Raw genomic sequence first — 18,538 nt, forward strand, 5'->3', positions numbered from 1 at the left:
CATCACCAATTGAAGTGGCGCGACCAGTTGACTTGCAAGACGACCTTGCGCTGCAAGATGTCATCGGGGTCGATGTTCTCGCCGTCGAGCAGGCACAACCCTCTCGGGCCGCCGAGTTCGTAGAGGTACACGGGCACGCCATTGCACTTCCCTCTGACGACGAAATGGACGTACAGGCGAGACCATTGGTCGTTCAGGGTGGGAGGCCTCATGTACAGCAGACTTGCCGGCTGAGCCTTTGGCCGTTGTTTCATGTGCTCCAACAAGGTCTCGATGCTCTGCGCGCAAGCCGTCTCCATCGCGGCGTTGGGCGCCTCGCCGGGGAGCAAATAGGTGAGTACCAGCCAGGGAAGCTGAGTCGACCTGGCCGCCTCATTCACTCCTGCAAGGGCCTTCGACTCCACGCGAGTGACCTCGAGAAAGCTGGGCGAGCGTGCGACGAAAAGCATGGTTGAAGTCTGGTCAATGTGGCGCAGAAAGCAGGGGCGATCAGCGCGCGATGCACAGTATATTGTGTAGACCAAAAGGGCTGTAGTTCACAGAATTCGAGGTTTGCTCGAAAGCCCAGATTGCGCGTCAAGTTCCTAGTTGCCTTTGGTCAGGTCGTCCGTGAAGCACGACTTGGGGCAGCGCTTTCCCAAGAGGAACTAGCGTCTCGGGCAGGGCTGCATCGCAACAGCATCGGGTTGGTCGAGCGCGGAGAGATGGCGCTGGCGCTGGACAGCCTGGATGAACTCTGCACGGCGCTTGGATACCGGCCGTGGCAGTTGCTGCTGGAGGCGGAGAGGCGGGCCCGCCGCTGAAATTCGCAGCGGCCGGCCATGAGGCAGGTAGAACTCGCCGCTCCCCGTAAACAAATCGAAAGCAGGCGCTACTGGACCTGCACGTCCTCGATGTGAATAGCGAACGTATCAGGCCCGGACTGCCCAGATGAGCATCCCGGCGATGACGACCACGACTACTGCCACCGAGCGGATCGCGACGATTCTCACGACATGGTCAGGGTGCTTGTTGAGGTGCTTGATCCATTCAAGGCGGTCTCCCGGCCTAAGCGAGGATGCAAGCTGAATCAGGGGCTTAGGGTCCATTGAGGTGCCTTCGGTGATGCGTCTGCAACTCGGTTCGGAACGCGAGCCTGAGGCCCTCCCCGAGGCGTGATTTCGACGCTTGCGCTGTTTCTTTTGGGGTCTCACAGCGCAGATGCTACGGAGGTCGCGAGCGCCCCTTCACCGACAGACCAGGCCGAAGAACTGCATGTTTCTTAAAAAAGTGCAGCCTGAAAGCGATCTAAGTCATTGATCGTCAATGGAGTTGATTGTTTTTTGGTTCGGTAAAGATGTGGCAGTCGCCGCCGGTCCAGATGAAGTCGCCGAGGGCCAGGTCGCACTGCTGGGCCAGCATCATCGTCAGCAGCGCGTAGCTGGCGATGTTGAACGGCACGCCCAAAAAGATGTCGGCCGAGCGCTGGTAGAGCTGGCAGCTGAGCTTGCCGTCCGCCACGTAGAACTGGAAGAACGCATGGCAGGGCATCAGGGCCATCTTGGGCAGGTCGGCCACGTTCCATGCGCTGACGATGATGCGGCGCGAGTCCGGGTTGGACTTCAGCGTCTTCACGACGTCGGCGATCTGGTCGATGTGGCCGCCGTCCGGCGTGGGCCAGTTGCGCCACTGCACGCCGTAGACCGGGCCCAGGTCGCCGTCCTCGCGCGCCCATTCGTTCCAGATCGTCACGCCGCGCTCCTGCAGCCACTTGACGTTGCTGTCGCCGCGCAGGAACCACAGCAGCTCCAGGATGATGGACTTCAGATGCACCTTCTTCGTCGTGACCAGCGGGAAGCCGGCGGCGAGGTCGAAGCGCATCTGGTGGCCGAACACGCTGCGCGTGCCGGTGCCGGTGCGGTCGCTCTTGTGCACGCCATGCTCGAACACATGGCGCATGAAATCTTCGTATTGCTGCGGAGGGCGGGGCGTCGTGCTCATGCCCCGCATTGTCCGACAGCCATCGGGCCGCAGCGTCGGCGCCGGGGGCGCCTCAGCGTGCAGCCACCCAGTCGCGCGCGCCGGGGGCGGCGATGGTGTAGTCGATGTCACCGTACATGCCGAACACGCGACCCCGGTAGGCGTTGCCCAGAGCCGTGAGCAGCCCGTTGACGTAGACCGGCGCCGACCCGCAGGCCGACACGAAGATGCGGCCGCGGTAGTTGCCGGGCAGCACGTCGTTGTTCAGCGCGGCTGCCAGCTGCTGCGGCGTGTATGCCGGCTGGCCGGCCGCGTTGCCGATCTCGTCGTCGTTGCCGTGCGCCGAGATGAACAAGTCCTCGTCCTGGCCCAGGAGGCCGCGGTAGCTGTGCTTGGGCAGGTAGCAGTAAGGAATGCCGAAGACGTTCTGGTCGTAGCCGGCATAGGCGTCGTTGACGATGCCGATGTCGTCGGAGGTCATGCACAGGATCATGTGGGTTCTCCCGGTTGGTGGACAGCCATGGCGATACCCGCCCCGCGGCAAGGTGCGGCGGGGCGTCTGCTGCGTGGGGTGTCAGAACAGGTCGGCGATCGGGCTGACCAGCACGCCCAGCACCTGCGGGTTGCCCGCGGGGCAACTGGAGGTGACGGTGACGCTGCCCTGGTCGTCGAAGCTCACGTCGTGCGACCAGCCGCCGCTGGCCTCCGCCTCGAAGAACGGGAACACGCCGCCCGCCGCGGCGGCCTTGAAGCTGGCCTGGTCCTGCGTGGATAGACCCGCCTTGGAGGTCATCGTCAGCGAGATGCCATCCACGATGACCATCGCGGCGGCGAAGCGCTGCAGGTTGCCACCGGGGCCGAAGGTGCTCTCCCACGTGATGGCGTCGCCAGCCTTCCAGACCGTGTTGTCCTGCTTGGCATGGGCCTCGCCGAGCGCGGCGGAATTGAACCAAGGCACGAACTGCGACAGCAGGTTGTCGTCGCTGGGCTGCTTCAGCGGCCCGGCGGGCAGCGTCACCAGCTTGGCGAACTTGGCCTGGATGTTCACGCCGGCCGTCGTGACCTTGGTGGTCAGCTCGTCGTAGGACGAGTCGCCGCCCAGGCCGAAGATGTCGAAGATGCCCGACGCTTCGGACTGCGCCCAGGTGTGGCTGACGTCGCTGGACTGCGTACTGCTGTTGAGCTGCACGGTGGCCGGCCTGGCATTGTTCAGCGCGAGCTGCAGCTGCTCGATGGTGGTGGTGTAGGCATAGTCACCCGGGTGCATGGTGGCCGGCGCGAACTGCACGTTCAGCAGCTGGTTGGCCGCCACGGCGATGGGGTCCTGCAGCATGGTGTTGAAGTCGGTGATGCTGGTCGTCACCTGGCTCTGCGGCAGGTTGGCATTGGCCCAGCTGGAGAAGGCCTTGGACCATGCGAGGTTGTCGGCGGGCAGCGGGGAGATGGTCTTCTTGTAGTTGTTCCACTGCGCGTAGTAGTCGCCCATGTCGCGCTGGAATTGCAGCGTGCCCTGGGCGATGACGGCGCTGATGACGCCCGCGTAGTTTTGGCTGAAGCTGCTGACCTGGGCCGGGTTGTAGAAGGTCGTGGCCGTCAGCGGCGGCACGCTGTCGAAGACGTTCCAGAGGTTCTCGGTGGTCGCACCGATGGGCATGGCGCCCTGCATCAGCTGGAACTCGTCCGGCGACAGCTTGCAGCCGGAGAGGACGGCGTTGTACCACTGGGCGGCCAGCGTGTTCATCGCGGTTTGTGCGCTACTCATGGGGAATCTCCATCAGGGTCGGCGTCCAATGTCCTTGGACTGGAGTCGGCCCGTTCGCGGTGCACGCCAGGCGGCAGCGAGGGCAGGTCGACGGCGGCGCGGTGCCGGGCCGAGGGGCTGTGGAAGGTCCGGCACACGCCGAACCAGACTAGGTGCCGGGCTGGCGATTACCATCCTGGCGCTTGAGGACGGCGTGATGTCGGGTTGCGGCCGAAGAAGTCGTTAGGAGTCGCCGCGCCGGTAGTGCCCCGCCGCAGCGGCGGGCGCGATCATGGCGCCAGCAGCACCTGCAGCACGCGCCGCATCACGGGCGCCATGGTCGGCACGCGCTGCGACATCGCCGGGTCACGCACGCCCAGTGCGGTCAGGCCGTTGAACAGCGCCCCCAGCATCAGCGCCCGGCCCTGGATTTCCTCGTCGGCCACGCGGCCGGCGTGCTCGCCCAGGCTCTGCCGGATCAGCTCCTGGGCCTTCTCGTTCACCAGCGCCTGGCTGCGCTGCACGACGGCCGCGAGTTTGGGGTTGCGGCTGGCCTCGGCCAGCACCTCCAGCTGCAGCGCGGCTTCGGCCACCTGGCTGTGCTCGTCGATGGCTTCCTCGGTGCCGGCCAGCATCTGCTCCAGCAGGTCGCCGGCCTGCCGGAACTCGTCGATGCGGGTCAGGATGTCCTGGCAGTCCCGCTCGACGATGGCCGCGATGATGTCGTCCTTGTTCTCGAACAGGTTGTAGATGTGGCCCGGGCTCATGCCCGCCGTCTTGGCGATCTCGGCCATGCTGGCCGCGTGGAAGCCGCGGCGGCGGAAGCAGTCGGCGGCGGCGTCCAGCACCTGCTGGCGGCGGGCCAGCGTGCGGTCGGAGGGAGTGTTGGCGGCAGTCACGACGTGGATTGTGGCGCCGCCGCGGCCGCGCCCTGGCCGCCGCCCAGCGCCTTGTACAGCGTCACGCGGTTGACCTGCTGCGCCAGCCGCGCGTTGATGAGCCCCTGCTCGGCGCCGTACAGCGAGCGCTGCGCGTCCAGCGTGGCCAGGCGATCGTCCACGCCTTTGGCGAAGCGGGCCTCGGCCAGGCGGAGGGTGTCCTGCGTCTGCGCCACCAGCCGCTGTTGCGACGCGACCTGCTGGACTATGGTGGCGCGCTGCGCCAGCGCGTCCGCCACGTCGCGGAAGGCGGCCTGGATGGCCTTCTCGTACTGCGCCACGGCAATGTCGCGGTCCACCTGGGCGATGGTCAGGTTGGCCCGGTTGCGGCCGGCGTCGAAGATCGGCAGCGACACCTGCGGCATGAAGGTCCACAGGCCCGAGCCCGAGCGGAACAGGCCGTCCAGCGCGTTGCTGGCGCTGCCGGCGCTGGCCGTGAGGCTGATGCGCGGGAAGAAGGCCGCGCGCGCCGCGCCGATGTTGGCGTTGGCCGCCTGCAGCGTGCGCTCGGCCTGCTGCACGTCGGGCCGGGCCAGCAGCACGTCGCTGGGCAGGCCGGCGGCCAGCTCGGCGGTCTGCGTGACGGCGGCATCGGTGCCGGCCACGGGCAGCTGCTCGGGCGCCAGCGGCTGGCCCACCAGCAGCGTCAGCGCGTTGCGGTCCTGCGCGACCTGGGTGGTCAGGCCGGCCAGGTCGGTCTGTGCCGTCTCGGCGGCGATCTCGGCCTGGCGCAGGTCCAGCGTGGAGGCCACGCCAGCCGCCTGCAGCCGCTGCGTGAGGCGCAGCCCTTCCTGGCGGGCCAGCAGCGTCTGCTCGGCCAGCCGCAGGCGCTCCTGGTCGGCGGCCAGCGTCAGGTAGGCGCCGGCCACCTCGGCAACGAGGCTGACCTGCGCGCTGCGGCGGGCGTCGTCCGTTGCGAGGTACTGCTGCAGCGCCGCGTCGCTCAGGCTCTTCACGCGGCCGAACAGGTCCAGCTCCCAGGCGCTGACGCCGAGCGTGGCGCTGTACTGGCGGCTGATGCTGCCGCCGGGCGAGCGCGTGGCCGATTGAGCAGCAGCGGCGTTGACGGTGGGCAGCCGATCGGCCTGCTGCACGCCGTACTGGGCCTGGGCGCGCTGCACGTTCAGCACCGCCACGCGCAGGTCGCGGTTGTTCGCCAGCGCCTGGTCGATGAGGCCCTGCAGCCGCGTGTCGGTGAAGAACTCACGCCAGCCGAGGTCGGCGGCCTGGGTGGCGGCGGCGCTGGGCGCCACCGGCCATTGCGCAGCCACCGGGGCGGCGGGGCGCTCGTAGGTGGGCGCCATGCTGGCGCAGCCGGCCAGCGCGAGGCTCGCGGCGAGGATGGTCAGGAACTTGGTCATGTCACACGCCCTCCAGGGCTTGGGGCGCCGCCTGCGGGGCGGGCGCCGGAGAAGTCTTCTTCGGGAACCAGCGTTGGACGGCGATGAAGAACACGGGCACGAAGAACAGGCCCAGCACCGTCGCACTCAACATGCCGCCCAGCACGCCGGTGCCGATCGCGTTCTGGCTGCCCGAGCCGGCGCCGGTGGCAATCGCCAGCGGCAGCACGCCCAGGGCGAACGCCAGCGACGTCATCAGGATGGGGCGCAGCCGCAGGCGCACAGCCTCCAGCGTGGCGGCCACGGCGTCCTTGCCGGCCTCCATCTGCTCCTTGGCGAACTCGACGATGAGGATCGCGTTCTTGGCCGACAGGCCGATGGTGGTCAGCAGGCCGACCTGGAAGTACACGTCGTTGGACAGGCCACGGAGCGTTGCGGCCAGCAGCGCGCCGATGACGCCCAGCGGCACCACCAGCATCACCGCGAACGGGATGCTCCAGCTCTCGTACAGCGCGGCCAGGCACAGGAACACGACCAGCAGCGACAGCGCGTACAGCATGGGCGCCTGGTCGCCGGTGAGGCGCTCCTGGTAGGACAGGCCCGTCCAGCTCACGCCCACGCCGGGCGGCAGCTGGGCGACGATGGCCTCCACCGACTTCATCGCTGCGCCCGAGCTCTTGCCCGGCGCCGGCTGGCCCAGCACTTCGAGTGCGGGCAGGCCGTTGTAGCGTTCCAGGCGGGGCGAGCCCAGCTCCCAGTTCGCCGTGCCGAAGGCCGAGAACGGCACCATCTGGCCCTGCGCGTTGCGCACGCGCCAGTTGTTCAGGTCGTCGGGCTGCATGCGGTAGGCGGCGTCGGCCTGCAGGTAGACCTTCTTCACGCGGCCGCGGTCGATGAAGTCGTTCACGTAGGCACCGCCCCAGGCGGTGGACAGCAGGCTGTTGATGTCGGCGACCGAGAGGCCCAACGCGCCGGCCTTGGCCGTGTCGACGTCCAGGCGCAGCTGCGGCGCGTCGGCCAGGCCGTTGGGGCGCACGGCCACCAGCGTCGGGTCCTTCGCGGCCATGCCCAGGAACTGGTTGCGCGCGGCCACCAGCGCCTCGCGGCCCACGCCGCCCTGGTCCTGCAGGTAGATGTCGAAGCCGCTGGCGTTGCCCAGCTCCAGCACGGCCGGCGGTGCGAACGCGAAGACCGAGGCATCGCGGAACTGCATGAAGGCGCCCATCGCGCGGCCGGCGATGGCCTGCACCTGCTGGGCGGCGCTCTTGCGCAGGCTCCAGTCCTTGAGCTTCACGAAGCCGATGGCCATGTTCTCGCCGCGGCCGGCGAAGCTGAAGCCGGTGACGGCGAACACCGAGTCGACGTTGTCCTTCTCGTTCTGCAGGAAGTGGTTCTCCACGCGCTGCACCACGTCCATCGTGCGCGCCTGCGTGGCGCCGGCGGGCAGCTGGATCTGCGAGAACAGGATGCCCTGGTCTTCCTCCGGCAGGAAGGACGTGGGCAGGCGCAGGAACAGCACCGCCATGCCGGCGACGATGAGGCCGTAGACCACCAGGTGGCGGCCCCAGCGGCGGATCATGCGGGCGACGACGCCTTCGTAGCGGTGGGTCGTCGCGTCGAAGCGGCGGTTGAACGCGCCGAAGAAGCCGCGCGTGGCGGCGCCGTGGCCAGGCTTGAGCAGCGTCGCGCACAGCGCCGGCGTCAGCACCATGGCGACGAGCACCGACAGCACCATGGCCGACACGATGGTGATGGAGAACTGGCGGTAGATGACGCCGGTGGAGCCGCCGAAGAAGGCCATCGGCACGAACACGGCCGACAGCACCAGCGCGATGCCCACCAGCGCGCCGCTGATCTGGCCCATGGACTTGCGCGTGGCCTCCTTGGGCGACAGGCCTTCCTCGGTCATCACGCGCTCGACGTTCTCGACCACGACGATGGCGTCGTCCACCAGCAGGCCGATGGCCAGCACCAGGCCGAACATCGTCAGCGTGTTGATGGAGAAGCCGGCCGCGGCCATGACGCCGAAGGTGCCCAGCAGCACCACCGGCACCGCGATCGTCGGGATCAGCGTGGCGCGGAAGTTCTGCAGGAACAGATACATCACCAGGAACACGAGGATCACCGCCTCGATCAGCGTCTTGACGACCTCGTGGATGGAGACCTCGACGAAGGGCGTGCTGTCGTAGGGGATGACGGCCTTCACGCCGGCAGGCATGAAGCCCTCCATGCGCTTGAGTTCCGCCTCCACCGCCTTGGCCGTGGACAGCGCGTTGGCGCCGGTGGCCAGCTTCACGGCCACGCCCGCAGCGGGCTTGCCGTTGTAGCGCGACACGGTGGCGTAGCTCTCCGCGCCCAGCTCCACGCGGGCCACGTCGCGCAAATGCACGGTGGCGCCATCAGCGGCCGTCTTCAGCACGATGTTGCGGAACTGCTCCGGCGTCTGCAGCCGGCTCTGCGCCGTGACGGTGGCGTTGAGCTGCTGGCCCACGTTGGCGGGCGCGGCGCCCAGCTGGCCGGCGGAGACCTGCGCGTTCTGCGCCTGGATGGCGGCGGATACGTCGGCCGGCGTCAGGCCGTGCTGGTTCAGCTGGTGCGGGTTCAGCCAGATGCGCATCGCGTACTGCGCGCCGAACAGCGTCGCCTCGCCCACGCCTTCCACGCGGCTCAGCGGGTCCAGTACGTTGGTGGAGACGTAGTCCGACAGGTCGGTGCCGGAGAGCTTGCCGTCCTCCGACACGAAGCCCACCACCATCAGGAAGTTGATCGTGGACTTCACCACCTGCACGCCCTGGCGCTGCACTTCCTGCGGCAGCAGCGGCGTGGCGCCGGCCAGCTTGTTCTGCACCTGCACCTGCGCGGTGTCGGGGTTGGTGCCGGCGGCGAAGGTCAGCGTGATGCTGGCGTTGCCCTGCGAGTCCGACGTGGAGGACATGTACGTCAGCCCGTCGATGCCCTTGAGCTTTTGCTCGATGACCTGGGTGACGGTGTCCTCCAGCGTCTTGGCCGACGCGCCGGGGTAGCTCGCGTTGATGGAGACCTGCGGCGGCGCGATGCTGGGGTATTGCGAGACCGGCAGCGTGCGGATGGACAGCGCACCGGCCAGCATGATGACGATGGCCAGCACCCACGCGAAGATGGGGCGGTCGATGAAGAAGCGGGACATGGTCGGGCCTCCTCGATCAGCGCGCCTGGGCCGCCGACGCGGCGATCTGCGCGGTGGCCGGCTGGGCCGGCGCCGCCTGCACGGGGGCCCCCGGGCGCAGGCGCTGCAGGCCGTCGACGATGAGCTGGTCGCCCGCCGCCAGGCCCGCCGTCACCAGCCACTGGCCCATGACGACCGCGCCGGTCTGCAGCACGCGGGGCTCGGCCTTGCCGTCCTTTCCCACCACCATGGCCGTCGCGTTGCCCTTGGCGTCGCGCGACACCGCCGCCTGCGGCACCAGCAGGCCCTGCGCCTGCACGCCGCTCTGCACCTGGGCGCGCACGTACATGCCCGGCAGCAGCTGGCGCTTGGGGTTGGGGAACTTCGCGCGCAGCGTGACGCTGCCGCTGGCCGGGTCCACCTGCAGCTCGGAGAACTGCAGCTGGCCGTCCAGCGCGTACGTCGTGCCGTCTTCCAGCAGCAGCTTCACGCGCGCCTGGCCGGCGGCGTCGCGCTGCAGCGTGCCGTCGGCCAGCTGGCGCTGCAGGCGCAGCAGCTCGGCGCTGGTCTGCGTCACGTCGACGTAGATCGGGTCCAGCTGCTGCAGCGTGGCCATGGCGCCAGCCTGGTTGGCCGTGACCAGCGCGCCGGGCGTGACCGCCGAGCGCCCGATGCGGCCGGCGATGGGCGCGCTGACGCGGGTGCGGTCCAGGTCGATCTGCGCCGTGCGCACCGCGGCGGTGGCGGCGGCCACGTCGGCTTGCGCCTGCTGCAGCGCGGCGCGGGCGTCGTCGCGCAGCTGCTTGCTGACGGCGTCGATGCCGGCCAGCTCGTCATAGCGGCCGGCCTTGAGCCGGGCCGTCGTCGCGTTGGCTTCGGCCTTGGCGAGCGCGGCCTTGGCGCTGTCCAGCGCGGCCTGGTAGCTCGCCGGGTCGATCTGGTAGAGCAACTGGCCGGCCTTCACGTCGCTGCCCTCGGTGAAGGCGCGCGCCTTGACGATGCCACTGACCTGAGGCCGCACCTCGGCCGTCTGGGTGGCCACCGTGCGGCCGGCCAGCTCGGTGCTCAGCGCCACACGCTGCGGCTGCAGCGTCAGCACCGACACGGGCGTCGGCGGCGCCGCCTTGGCGTCGCCCTGCTGGGCGCCGGCGGGGCTGCAGGCGGTCAGGAACACCGCGGCGGCCACCGCCACCAGCACGGTCAGCGTGGCGAATGCAGGCATGCCCAGCGAGCGGCGGCGCGGCTGGGCGGGAGTGCGGGGGAGGGTGGGCGTGGGCATGGAGAGACCTCGGTGCAGGGGGGGCTGACCTTGGGCGCCGCGCCGTGTCGACAGGCGGGGCCGCAAGGTCTTCTGGATATTGAATGATCGTTCATTCTATTTTCTGCCGCATTGCTGGCAAGAAAAGAATGAATGACCATTCAGTGTTGTGGGGCATTCGGCGCCTCGCCGTGAACTGCTGCACGGTGTGGGCGCGGCCCGCCGGCCCGGCTGCCGATGGCGCGGCGCGGCTGGGCCTGCTGAGGGCCGGCCGGCTGGGGAGGCCGCCCGGTCGCGGCGCCGGGTGCGCGCCAGCGCCTGACGGCGCCGCGCCCGCGTCAGAATGGCGCATGAAACTCGCCATCACCGTTCACTTCGACGGCGCTCGGGCTTGCGCCGCCGCCGTCGCGTTCGACGCCTGGGACGCGCCTGAAGCCAGCCAGACCTACGTCACGTCCATCGCCCAGGTGGACAAGCCCGCCCGCGGCGAGCCCGACCTGCGCGAACTGCACTGCGTGATGCAGCTGCTGCGCGAGCACGCGCTGGCGCCCGAGCTCATCGTCATCGACGGCTTCGTCCACCTCGACGCCGAGGAAACGCCGGGCTCGGGCCTGCAGCTGTTCCACGCGCTGGCCGGCCGCGTGCCGGTCATCGGCGTGTCCAAGACCAGCCGGCCGGGGCTCACGGCCCAGTTCGAGGTGATGCGCGAAGAAGAAGCCCGGCCGCTGACCGTGACCAGCGCCGGCGTCGACATCGGCGCCGCCAAGGTGCGCGTGCGCGGCATGCATGGCCGCAAGCGCGTGCCGACGCTGTTGAAGCTGGTGGCGCGGCTGGCGAAGGGCGGCGAGTGAGCCTGGCGAATCAGAACGCGCCGAAGAGCGTGTCCAGCGCGGTCGTGATGTTGCCCTGCTCGACACGCAGGTTGGTCAGCGGGCGTTTGAGCAGGTTCAGCGGCACCGCGCCCATAGCGGCCGTGTCCAGCACGACCGCCTCGTCGGCCACATGCACCAACGGATTCAGTCGATCAGCGCGCGTGCCGAAGTAGGCCTCCGTGCGCAGCGGAATCACCACGCGCGTTGCCAGCCCGTCGATGTAGTCGTTTTGCACATCCAGAAGGAAGGGCGTCGTCTTGCGCTCGCGCACACTCGGGTTGGCGTAGACGTCAAAGCGCGGCATCAATCTTCCTTCGCGAAGCTGCGGTACGCGGCAAGCGGCAGCCCTTCACGCTCGATGCGCGCGTTGTAGTCCTCGATGGCTTGCCGGTTCCGCTCGTTCCAGCGCTCCCAGTAACGCTTCTCCACCTCGGCTGTCAGCAGCGCATCGACCGTGGCTGAGACGTTGATGCCCAACTCCTTGGCCATGTCCAGCACCTTGCTGTTCACGCTGAGATTGACTGCTCGCTTTGGGGCGTCGACGGTTCTGGGCATGAACAGGCTCCACGAATGATGCGCATGAATTATGCGCGTTGCTTCAAGCGGTGAGCTCGGGCCGTGGCTTGCGAGAGAGATGCATGCGTGCCGCGGGGGCAATGCTGATGAAGATGATCCACGCAAGCCAGTGGGGCTGCGTCACGCTTAACCAGGGTCTGCCTTGAAGACCCGGCCTCGCATCCTGGTCGCGAACGTCTGCCAGCCCAGGGCGCCTTGCCGGCCGCGTCAGGCCGCGGCTGCCGCCCGGTCGAAGTGGTGCACGGCCCGGGCACGTGCCGCGAAAGCGCCGCTGAGCAGGCCCAGCACGGCGCAGGCCGTGATGATGAACCACGCGTCGTGCAGCACCTCGGCATGCACGCCGGCCGCAACCCCGAGGCCGAACTTCGTCATGAAGATACCCAGCATCAGGCCCATCGGCACCCAGCTGCCGGGCATGCGCACCGCGCCGCCCTCGCGCGCCAGGCCGCGCGGCGCGAGCAGCGGGGCGCCAAACCCCACCGTGGCGGCAAAGCCTGCCGCCCAGGCCAGCACCGGCATGGCGCCGGCCCCGAAGGTGGCGATGACCCCGAACAACGACAGCGCCAGCATGGCCGCCGCCAGCTTCACCAGCGTGGCCGGCTGCACGAGCCGGCTGCGCGACTGCCGATGGCCCACGGCCAGCAGCACGGCGAGCAGGGCGAAGGGCCAGACGGGAAGGTGGGCGGCGGTGTTCATGGCGGTGGCTCGGGGGTGGCGGTTGCGATGGACCGCACTGTGCAGACACGCCGCCCCGCGGGCGCGCCGCTTGCGACGAATCGACAGCAGGCGGGCCGAATGGCGGCTGCGGCGCCGCCGGCCGGGCCGGCGCCTGCCCGGCATCAGCGCCAGCCCGCACACCAATCCGGCTTCAGGCAAGCCCGACTGGGGACGCGCGACCGCCGCCGCTAGTCTGACGCTTCCGTAAAACTGCGAGGTGTCGTCATGCGTGGGTGCTGGATCGCAACGTGGGCGGCTGCGGCCGCATGGGTGGTGCTGGCCCCGGCCGCGCAGGCGCAGACCGCGCTGGCCAACGGCGTGGCCGCCACCGGCCTGTCGGGCGCGGCCAGCAGCACACGCGACTTCACGCTGGTGGTGCCCTCGGGAGCCACGCAGCTGAGCTTCAAGCTCAGCGGCGGCAGCGGGGATGCCGATCTCTACGTGCGCCGCGGCGCGCAGGCCAGCAGCGGCAGCAACGACTGCGCGTCCACCAGCGGCACCAACACCGAGACCTGCAGCTTCGCCAGCCCCACGGCCGCCACCTACCACGTGCGCGTGCAGGGCTACAGCAGCTACAGCGGCGCCAGCCTGGTCGGCAGCTACACGCCGGCCGGCGGCGGCACGCCCGCCACCGTCGTGCTGCAGCCCGGCGTGCCGGTGACCAACCAGTCCGCCGCCGCCAGCGCCTGGCTGCGCTACCGGCTCGACGTGCCCGCCGGCGCCACCAACCTTGTCGTGCGCACCAGCGGCGGCACCGGCGCGGTGGACCTCTACGTGCGCGCCAGCGCCGAGCCCACGTCCGCCGTGTTCGACTGCCGCCCCCTCGTCAACGGCAACGAGGAAACCTGCACCTTCGCCCAGCCCCAGGCCGGCAGCTACTACATCGGCCTGTACGGCTACAAGGCCTTCACCGGCGTCACGCTGACCGCGTCATTCACGCAGCCGCCGTCCGGCGGCGCCACCTGGAGCGGCTTCAACGCCTACTACGCCCAGGCCATCGGCAAGACCGGCACCGCGCTGCGCGTGGCGCTGAACGAGGCCGCGGCCCGCAACCACACGCGCATGAGCTACTCGGCCGTGTGGGACGCGCTGAAGTACACCGACGAAGACCCCGCCAACACGGCCAACGTCATCCTGATCTACACCGGCCGCTCCGAGCCCAAGACGCACAACGCGTCCGCCAATTCGAACGACCAGGACGCGTGGAACCGCGAGCACGTCTGGGCCAAGAGCCATGGCTTCCCCGATGAGGCGCAATGGGCCCACACCGACATCCACCACCTGCGCCCGGCCGACGTGTCCGTCAACAGCACCCGCGGCAACAAGGACTTCGACTGGGGCGGCAGCGCCATCGGCGAGGCGCCCGGCAACCTGACCGACGCCGACAGCTTCGAGCCGCGCGCGGCGGTCAAGGGCGACGTGGCCCGCATGATGTTCTACATGGCCATCCGCTACGAGGGCAACGACAGCACCGGCGTGGGCAACCTGGAGCTGTCCGACACCGTCGGCACCAGCGGCAACCTGTTCGGCAAGCGCTGCACGCTGGTGGCCTGGCACCGCGCAGACCCGGTGGACGCCAACGAACTCCGCCGCCACGCCCGCATCGTCGAGCGGCAAGGCAACCGCAATCCGTTCGTGGACTACCCGGCGTGGGTGGAAGAGCTGTTTGCGGCGGGGTGCCCCTGAGCCGGGGCCGGGCCGCCAGCCACGACAGCGCATCTCGTGGCGGCCCTCATTCAGGTTTGGCGCATCTTGGCCATCCGCAGGCGCCCGTGCGCCGATTCGGCTTCATGCAATCCCGACTGTGGTGGCGCGACCGGCGTCGCTAGTCTGAGGTGTCCATAGGCGGCCGCGAATTGGCGTGACGGCAGCGCGCACCGCGCTGGCCAGGTGCGTGGCCATCCGGCCACGCGCTCGCGCCGGGTAGTCAGCACCCTCTTGCTTTGAGAACTGAAGGAGATATTTCATGCCGCTCGATGACTTCAAGAAGTACGAGTTCAAGCAGTCAGAGGTGCTGTTCATTAAGGAGCGTGAGGTGGCAGGCACGTCAGCTGCAAAGGGAATATGCCAAGAACTGTGCTGGAAATGGATGAAGCGGATGCATACCAAGCTCGGTAAATATGGGACGCCGAAAGACAGAATGAACGCGCTGTGGAAGGAGTCCACGGTGGACAAAGCAATCGATCACCACAACAACCCCGCTTTGATGAAGAGCGGTGCTCAGAGTGGCTACGGCATTCAAAAGGGAAATTACGCCAGGGCGTGGGGCTATGACATGGGGCTGGTGAACCGCTGGCATCAGAAACGTGGGGGGCTTTTCATCTCGTTTAGATATGTTAACGACGACAATGTCTTGCACGCCATCGCTTTTTACTCCCCGGCGAATACGTTGGCTACAACGTTGTTCTTCTTTGATTCGAATCAGGGGGAGTACGAAATCAGTTTGGGTATGTTCCATAAGTTCCTTCCGGATTATCTGAAGGAAAAATATGGCTCATCGATGAGCGATATTGTCGAGGTTTTTGTGTACGGTGAGCCCGACCAGCTCGTGTAAGTCGAAAAAATTGCCGGCGAGGGCGCCCGAATGAATAAAGGCTCGCTTGGCGCCGGTTCGGGCTTCAGAGCTTTTGTGTGATCTGCCTGGAGCTTCGCATGAATATTATTACCCCGACTCTTGGCGACCCCGAATCTTGGACGCCTTGCCGCAAAAGCTGGCTGGGAGTTGCCCGATGGTGCGCGTCGGAGCGAATTTCTGGGCGTGCAAAGAGAATTGATCGATGGGGGCCATCGTCAGGTAGCAGCAGGCTCCGCCCTCAATCTCCGAAGGCCGCCACAGATCCCGTGCGTGGCCGACTTCTTGAAGTGAGGGGTTGAAATTTGAAACCCGGAGCCATCACCCCGAGCCTGTGCATCGTCGAGCGGCAGGGCAACCGCAATCCGTTCGTGGACTACCCGGCGTGGGTGGAAGAGCTGTTTGCGGCGGGGTGCCCCTGAGCCGGGGCGTGTCAGTCGTCTCCCGCCGGCACGCCGTCCAGCATCACCGCGGGCTTGCCCAGAAAGTAGGCCTCCAGGTTCACACGCAGCCGCTTCAGGGCCGGCGCCGTGCAGGCATGCGCCGCCACCGCCTTCCTGGCCGTGCCGTCCCAGGCGTCGGCCTCCAGCAATCCCATCATGGCCTTGGGGTTGAGGCTCAAGATGGAGCCGAGGGTCTGGATGCCGCGCTCGCCGTGGCGTGAGGCCTTGGCGTCCAGCAGGCTGCGCTCGGCGAACACGCCGGTCGGCACATTGATGGAATGAATGCAGTGGCGGGACACCTCCCGGTAGTTCTGCTCCTGCGTCTGCCACAAGGTGCACTTCGGCTCCGTCAACTGCACAGCATCGACGAGATGCTCGCGGCAGCGGCCCGAGAACTCCGCGATGTAGCCATCTGCCAGGGCCCCCAGCGCCGCGCTGCCGCGGGCCGCGCCCACGCGCTGGAAATCTCCGCTGTACAGCGCCACCATGGCCGTCGACCCGGGGCCGCCGGGCGCCTTGAAGTCCTCGGCCTTCAGCGCCAGCCCGGCCGCTGCGGCAGCGGCCCGCGCGGCCTGCCGCTCCCGGGCCCGGCGGGCTTTTTCCTCGGCATTCAGCCGCTGGACCAGCTCGTCGGCCCTGGCGTCCAGCGGCGCCTTGAAGGCGGCGTAGTGCGCGTCGTCCACGGCCACATGGGCGCCGAACAGGGCCACCAGCTCGTCGCGACGCTCGTCCAGTTCGGCACGGCGCGCGGGCGTGGCCGCCAGTTGCGCCTGCCAGGCCGGCAGCAGCGGCGGCAGCACGCGGTTGCGGGCGTCGAGCAGGGACTGGTAGGCGCGCTGCACCGAGGGCAAGTCGCCATAGCTGTGCAGCTGCCGCTCGAAGTCCTGCTGCAGCGTCACCAGCGTGCGCGCGCCTTCGCGGGTGGCGGCAACGCGGGCCACGCGCTGCGTCACGTCGCTGAGCGTGGGGGCAAGCATCTCGTCCAGCAGGCCTTCCACGCGGCTCCGCACGGTGGCATGGCGGTCCGGCGTCAGCATGCCCATGACCTCCGCCAGCTGCTGCCGGCCCTTGTGCAGCTCGGCAGCGCCGGCCAGGTTGCGCGGCAAGGCCTGCGCCTTGTCCAGCCAGGCGTTGATCCTGTCCATCGCAACGCGGGCGCGTTGTTCCGTCAGGGTGGCCAACAGCCGCTCGCGGTCGGCGGGCAGCAGCAGCGTGAGCTCACGCACCGTGTGACGTTCCGGCGCCAGCTCCTTGGACAGCACCTGCTCCGCATTGCCGCGGTTGGCCATGTTGGCGAGCTGGTTGGCGGTGGCGTATTGCTGCCGCACTCGCAGCACATGGGCACTGATGCTGCCGCGCAGGCGCGGGCCGGACGTGTAGCCCATCACCTCCCGCAGCACCGGCTCCAGGCGCTTGACGCGCTGCGCCTGCGGGCTGCTGCTCACATCCGGGCTGTCGTCCGGCATCACGCGGCGCAGGAGGCCGATGGCCGACACCGGCTGCGCAGGCCGCGGCTTGGGGCGCACGCAGGCGGCCACTTCCGTGTCGTGCACCACCATGCGCAGCGTGTTGTCGTCATCGAACGTGCGGCCGAACACGGCGCGCATGTGCTCGTCGCGGAAGGCCTCCTGCTCGGCCCCGTCCAGCAGCGTGGTCTCCATCCATTGCGCCAGTACGCCGCAGCGGGCCGCGGGGCTGCTGGCGCTGGCCAGGCTGGGCAGCGGGCTTGTGGGCGCGAGCAGGTTCGGCCCCTGCGGCACCGGCGCGGCGGACGGCGGCGCCAGCGCCAACGCCACGGCGCCCACCGCCGTGCCGTCCAGCGCAATCATGTGCTGGCCGCGCAACAGGTCCAGCCGCAGCGTGCGCGTCTGGGGGCAGCGCGCCGTCAGCGTGGCCACGAGCTTCTCGGCAATCACCTGCGCCTGTGCCGGCTCCATCTTCAGCGCCGACGCATGGGTGTACATGCCCGAGACCGGCACCGTCTCGGCACACCGTGGGAGCATCTGGAACAGCATGCCGCCCTCGTTGAGCAGGACGTTCTGGGCCGACGCCGCCGGGCTCAGGACGCAGGCGGCGGCCAGCGCCAGGCCCTGCAGAGGTTTCAATGCCATGTGTGGCCTCGGGTTGCTGCCGTGGAGCCGGGATGCTAGCGACGGGGCGCGCGGTGTGCGAGGGCTTCAGCAGCCGCGGTGGGGGCGTTCGTGCCCGCCGCCGGGCTGACCGGTGAGGGCGCGTGGTGGCGCCGGCGCGGGCCGTGGAGGGCACCAAGCCCGGCAGCGCTCCAGGAGCGGCTCAAACGATTCAGCGTGCCGCGGTCGGGCCGGGTGGATCGCGCGGGGCGGCGCTGGCGAGGCAGGCGTCCACCGCTGCCGCCAGCGCAGCCGCGCCCGGCTTGGCGCCCAGGTCTACGTAGTACAGCCCGCCGGCTTTCAGCTGCAGGCGCAATTGCCGCCGGGGCTCGTCGACCCGCGCGCGAAGGCGGAACCCGGAGAGGTTGGACGCCGGGTACTGGCCGGTTTCCAGCACGCCCAGCCCATCGTCCCGCCGGCTGACCGCCATCCAGAAGCCGTTGCGCTCGCGCAGCGACTGCACCGAGGACGCCACGCAGTCCAGCGCCGTCGTGCCGGAGACGGCCGGCGGCAGGGTCACCGTCTTCTCGGCATAGGGAATGCCGCCCAGGGCTTCAAAGACGGCGCAGCTGGTCAGAGCGGGTGCCAGCGGCAGGAGCAGGGCAGCGAGAGGCAGGCGCATGGGGTGGTGGTGTTGGGCTGGCGTGGAGACCTGGGAATGTCGATCTGACCAGCCGGCGCAAGCCGGCTCTGGCGTTGGATGGAGGGCTTTAGATTAAAGACCTGAAGAATCATCTAGCCCCAATGGCCGGTCTCCGTTCATAGGCCTACCGTTTGGTTTCCAGATCAAGCGGGCGAGCCGCGAAGGAGACCGGCATGGAACTGTATGCAGCCATTGACCTGCACAG

At 68.7% G+C, this 18,538-nt stretch carries 16 protein-coding genes and 1 pseudogene; 4 read left to right on the forward strand and 13 right to left on the reverse strand.

What is annotated here, in order from left to right; translation table 11 throughout:
- Window positions 1-2: 2 nt before the first annotated feature.
- A complete protein-coding gene (locus ACG04Q_RS21010; RefSeq protein WP_394513331.1) occupies window positions 3-449 on the reverse strand; it encodes a hypothetical protein in 447 nt (148 codons plus the stop codon).
- 18 nt (window positions 450-467) lie between these two features.
- Here ACG04Q_RS21010 and ACG04Q_RS21015 point away from each other — a divergent pair, with 18 nt between their 5' ends.
- Entirely contained in the window at window positions 468-803 is a 336-nt protein-coding gene (locus ACG04Q_RS21015; protein ID WP_394513332.1) for a helix-turn-helix domain-containing protein, read from the forward strand.
- A 526-nt stretch (window positions 804-1,329) separates the two neighbouring features.
- Here the strand turns inward: ACG04Q_RS21015 and ACG04Q_RS21020 are convergent.
- The 7 genes and pseudogenes from ACG04Q_RS21020 to ACG04Q_RS21050 form a co-directional block, all read right to left on the reverse strand.
- Window positions 1,330-1,980, reverse strand: a pseudogene (locus tag ACG04Q_RS21020) (thymidylate synthase); the annotation flags it as partial.
- 52 nt (window positions 1,981-2,032) lie between these two features.
- Window positions 2,033-2,440 carry a hypothetical protein gene (locus tag ACG04Q_RS21025; protein WP_394513334.1) on the reverse strand — a complete coding sequence of 136 codons (408 nt, stop codon included), beginning with the start codon at window positions 2,438-2,440 and terminating at the stop codon, window positions 2,033-2,035.
- A 93-nt stretch (window positions 2,441-2,533) separates the two neighbouring features.
- Entirely contained in the window at window positions 2,534-3,721 is a 1,188-nt protein-coding gene (locus ACG04Q_RS21030) for a hypothetical protein (protein WP_394513335.1), read from the reverse strand.
- A gap of 269 nt (window positions 3,722-3,990) precedes the next feature.
- On the reverse strand, window positions 3,991-4,599 hold the full coding sequence (locus ACG04Q_RS21035) for a TetR/AcrR family transcriptional regulator (RefSeq protein WP_394513336.1): 609 nt from the start codon (window positions 4,597-4,599) through the stop codon (window positions 3,991-3,993).
- Window positions 4,596-5,999 (reverse strand): efflux transporter outer membrane subunit, encoded by a 1,404-nt coding sequence (locus ACG04Q_RS21040; protein WP_394513338.1) that lies wholly within the window; start codon window positions 5,997-5,999, stop codon window positions 4,596-4,598. The genes ACG04Q_RS21035 and ACG04Q_RS21040 overlap by 4 nt, the downstream gene beginning before the upstream one ends.
- A gap of 1 nt (window position 6,000) precedes the next feature.
- Entirely contained in the window at window positions 6,001-9,144 is a 3,144-nt protein-coding gene (locus ACG04Q_RS21045) for an efflux RND transporter permease subunit (RefSeq protein WP_394513339.1), read from the reverse strand.
- 16 nt (window positions 9,145-9,160) lie between these two features.
- Window positions 9,161-10,345, reverse strand: coding sequence for an efflux RND transporter periplasmic adaptor subunit (locus tag ACG04Q_RS21050; protein ID WP_394513354.1), 1,185 nt, complete (start codon window positions 10,343-10,345; stop codon window positions 9,161-9,163).
- Window positions 10,346-10,731: 386 nt separating this feature from the next.
- Here ACG04Q_RS21050 and ACG04Q_RS21055 point away from each other — a divergent pair, with 386 nt between their 5' ends.
- Window positions 10,732-11,232, forward strand: coding sequence for an endonuclease V (locus ACG04Q_RS21055; protein ID WP_394513340.1), 501 nt, complete (start codon window positions 10,732-10,734; stop codon window positions 11,230-11,232).
- 10 nt (window positions 11,233-11,242) lie between these two features.
- Here ACG04Q_RS21055 and ACG04Q_RS21060 read toward each other — a convergent pair whose 3' ends face one another.
- The 3 genes from ACG04Q_RS21060 to ACG04Q_RS21070 form a co-directional block, all read right to left on the reverse strand.
- Window positions 11,243-11,557 carry a CcdB family protein gene (locus ACG04Q_RS21060; protein ID WP_394513341.1) on the reverse strand — a complete coding sequence of 105 codons (315 nt, stop codon included), beginning with the start codon at window positions 11,555-11,557 and terminating at the stop codon, window positions 11,243-11,245.
- Entirely contained in the window at window positions 11,557-11,808 is a 252-nt protein-coding gene (locus ACG04Q_RS21065) for a type II toxin-antitoxin system CcdA family antitoxin (RefSeq protein WP_394513342.1), read from the reverse strand. Before ACG04Q_RS21065 ends, ACG04Q_RS21060 begins: the two co-directional genes overlap by 1 nt.
- A gap of 228 nt (window positions 11,809-12,036) precedes the next feature.
- Window positions 12,037-12,525, reverse strand: a complete 489-nt coding sequence (locus ACG04Q_RS21070; protein ID WP_394513343.1) for a DUF6622 family protein — start codon at window positions 12,523-12,525, stop codon at window positions 12,037-12,039.
- Window positions 12,526-12,771: 246 nt separating this feature from the next.
- Between ACG04Q_RS21070 and ACG04Q_RS21075 the strand changes: the two genes are divergently transcribed.
- A complete protein-coding gene (locus ACG04Q_RS21075) occupies window positions 12,772-14,232 on the forward strand; it encodes an endonuclease (RefSeq protein WP_394513345.1) in 1,461 nt (486 codons plus the stop codon).
- Between the two features lie 280 nt (window positions 14,233-14,512).
- Window positions 14,513-15,100 carry a hypothetical protein gene (locus tag ACG04Q_RS21080; protein WP_394513346.1) on the forward strand — a complete coding sequence of 196 codons (588 nt, stop codon included), beginning with the start codon at window positions 14,513-14,515 and terminating at the stop codon, window positions 15,098-15,100.
- A gap of 451 nt (window positions 15,101-15,551) precedes the next feature.
- On the opposite strand, the gene ACG04Q_RS21085 is transcribed toward ACG04Q_RS21080, so the two are convergent.
- Entirely contained in the window at window positions 15,552-17,672 is a 2,121-nt protein-coding gene (locus ACG04Q_RS21085; protein WP_394513347.1) for a hypothetical protein, read from the reverse strand.
- Window positions 17,673-17,862: 190 nt separating this feature from the next.
- Window positions 17,863-18,312, reverse strand: a complete 450-nt coding sequence (locus tag ACG04Q_RS21090; RefSeq protein ID WP_394513348.1) for a hypothetical protein — start codon at window positions 18,310-18,312, stop codon at window positions 17,863-17,865.
- Window positions 18,313-18,538 lie beyond the last annotated feature (226 nt).

It is taken from the genome of Pelomonas lactea (assembly GCF_043555885.1).
GTDB classification, from domain to species: domain Bacteria; phylum Pseudomonadota; class Gammaproteobacteria; order Burkholderiales; family Burkholderiaceae_C; genus Pelomonas; species Pelomonas lactea.

Bases quoted from the DNA above. Each gene is read 5' to 3' on its own strand.
- ACG04Q_RS21050 (WP_394513354.1), bottom strand. From the start codon at position 10,345: ATGCCTGCATTCGCCACGCTGACCGTGCTGGTGGCGGTGGCCGCCGCG.
- ACG04Q_RS21080 (WP_394513346.1), top strand. From the start codon at position 14,513: ATGCCGCTCGATGACTTCAAGAAGTACGAGTTCAAGCAGTCAGAGGTG.
- ACG04Q_RS21010 (WP_394513331.1), bottom strand. From the start codon at position 449: ATGCTTTTCGTCGCACGCTCGCCCAGCTTTCTCGAGGTCACTCGCGTG.
- ACG04Q_RS21025 (WP_394513334.1), bottom strand. From the start codon at position 2,440: ATGACCTCCGACGACATCGGCATCGTCAACGACGCCTATGCCGGCTAC.
- ACG04Q_RS21085 (WP_394513347.1), bottom strand. From the start codon at position 17,672: ATGGCATTGAAACCTCTGCAGGGCCTGGCGCTGGCCGCCGCCTGCGTC.
- ACG04Q_RS21040 (WP_394513338.1), bottom strand. From the start codon at position 5,999: ATGACCAAGTTCCTGACCATCCTCGCCGCGAGCCTCGCGCTGGCCGGC.
- ACG04Q_RS21060 (WP_394513341.1), bottom strand. From the start codon at position 11,557: ATGCCGCGCTTTGACGTCTACGCCAACCCGAGTGTGCGCGAGCGCAAG.
- ACG04Q_RS21045 (WP_394513339.1), bottom strand. From the start codon at position 9,144: ATGTCCCGCTTCTTCATCGACCGCCCCATCTTCGCGTGGGTGCTGGCC.
- ACG04Q_RS21075 (WP_394513345.1), top strand. From the start codon at position 12,772: ATGCGTGGGTGCTGGATCGCAACGTGGGCGGCTGCGGCCGCATGGGTG.
- ACG04Q_RS21065 (WP_394513342.1), bottom strand. From the start codon at position 11,808: ATGCCCAGAACCGTCGACGCCCCAAAGCGAGCAGTCAATCTCAGCGTG.
- ACG04Q_RS21070 (WP_394513343.1), bottom strand. From the start codon at position 12,525: ATGAACACCGCCGCCCACCTTCCCGTCTGGCCCTTCGCCCTGCTCGCC.
- ACG04Q_RS21090 (WP_394513348.1), bottom strand. From the start codon at position 18,312: ATGCGCCTGCCTCTCGCTGCCCTGCTCCTGCCGCTGGCACCCGCTCTG.
- ACG04Q_RS21055 (WP_394513340.1), top strand. From the start codon at position 10,732: ATGAAACTCGCCATCACCGTTCACTTCGACGGCGCTCGGGCTTGCGCC.
- ACG04Q_RS21030 (WP_394513335.1), bottom strand. From the start codon at position 3,721: ATGAGTAGCGCACAAACCGCGATGAACACGCTGGCCGCCCAGTGGTAC.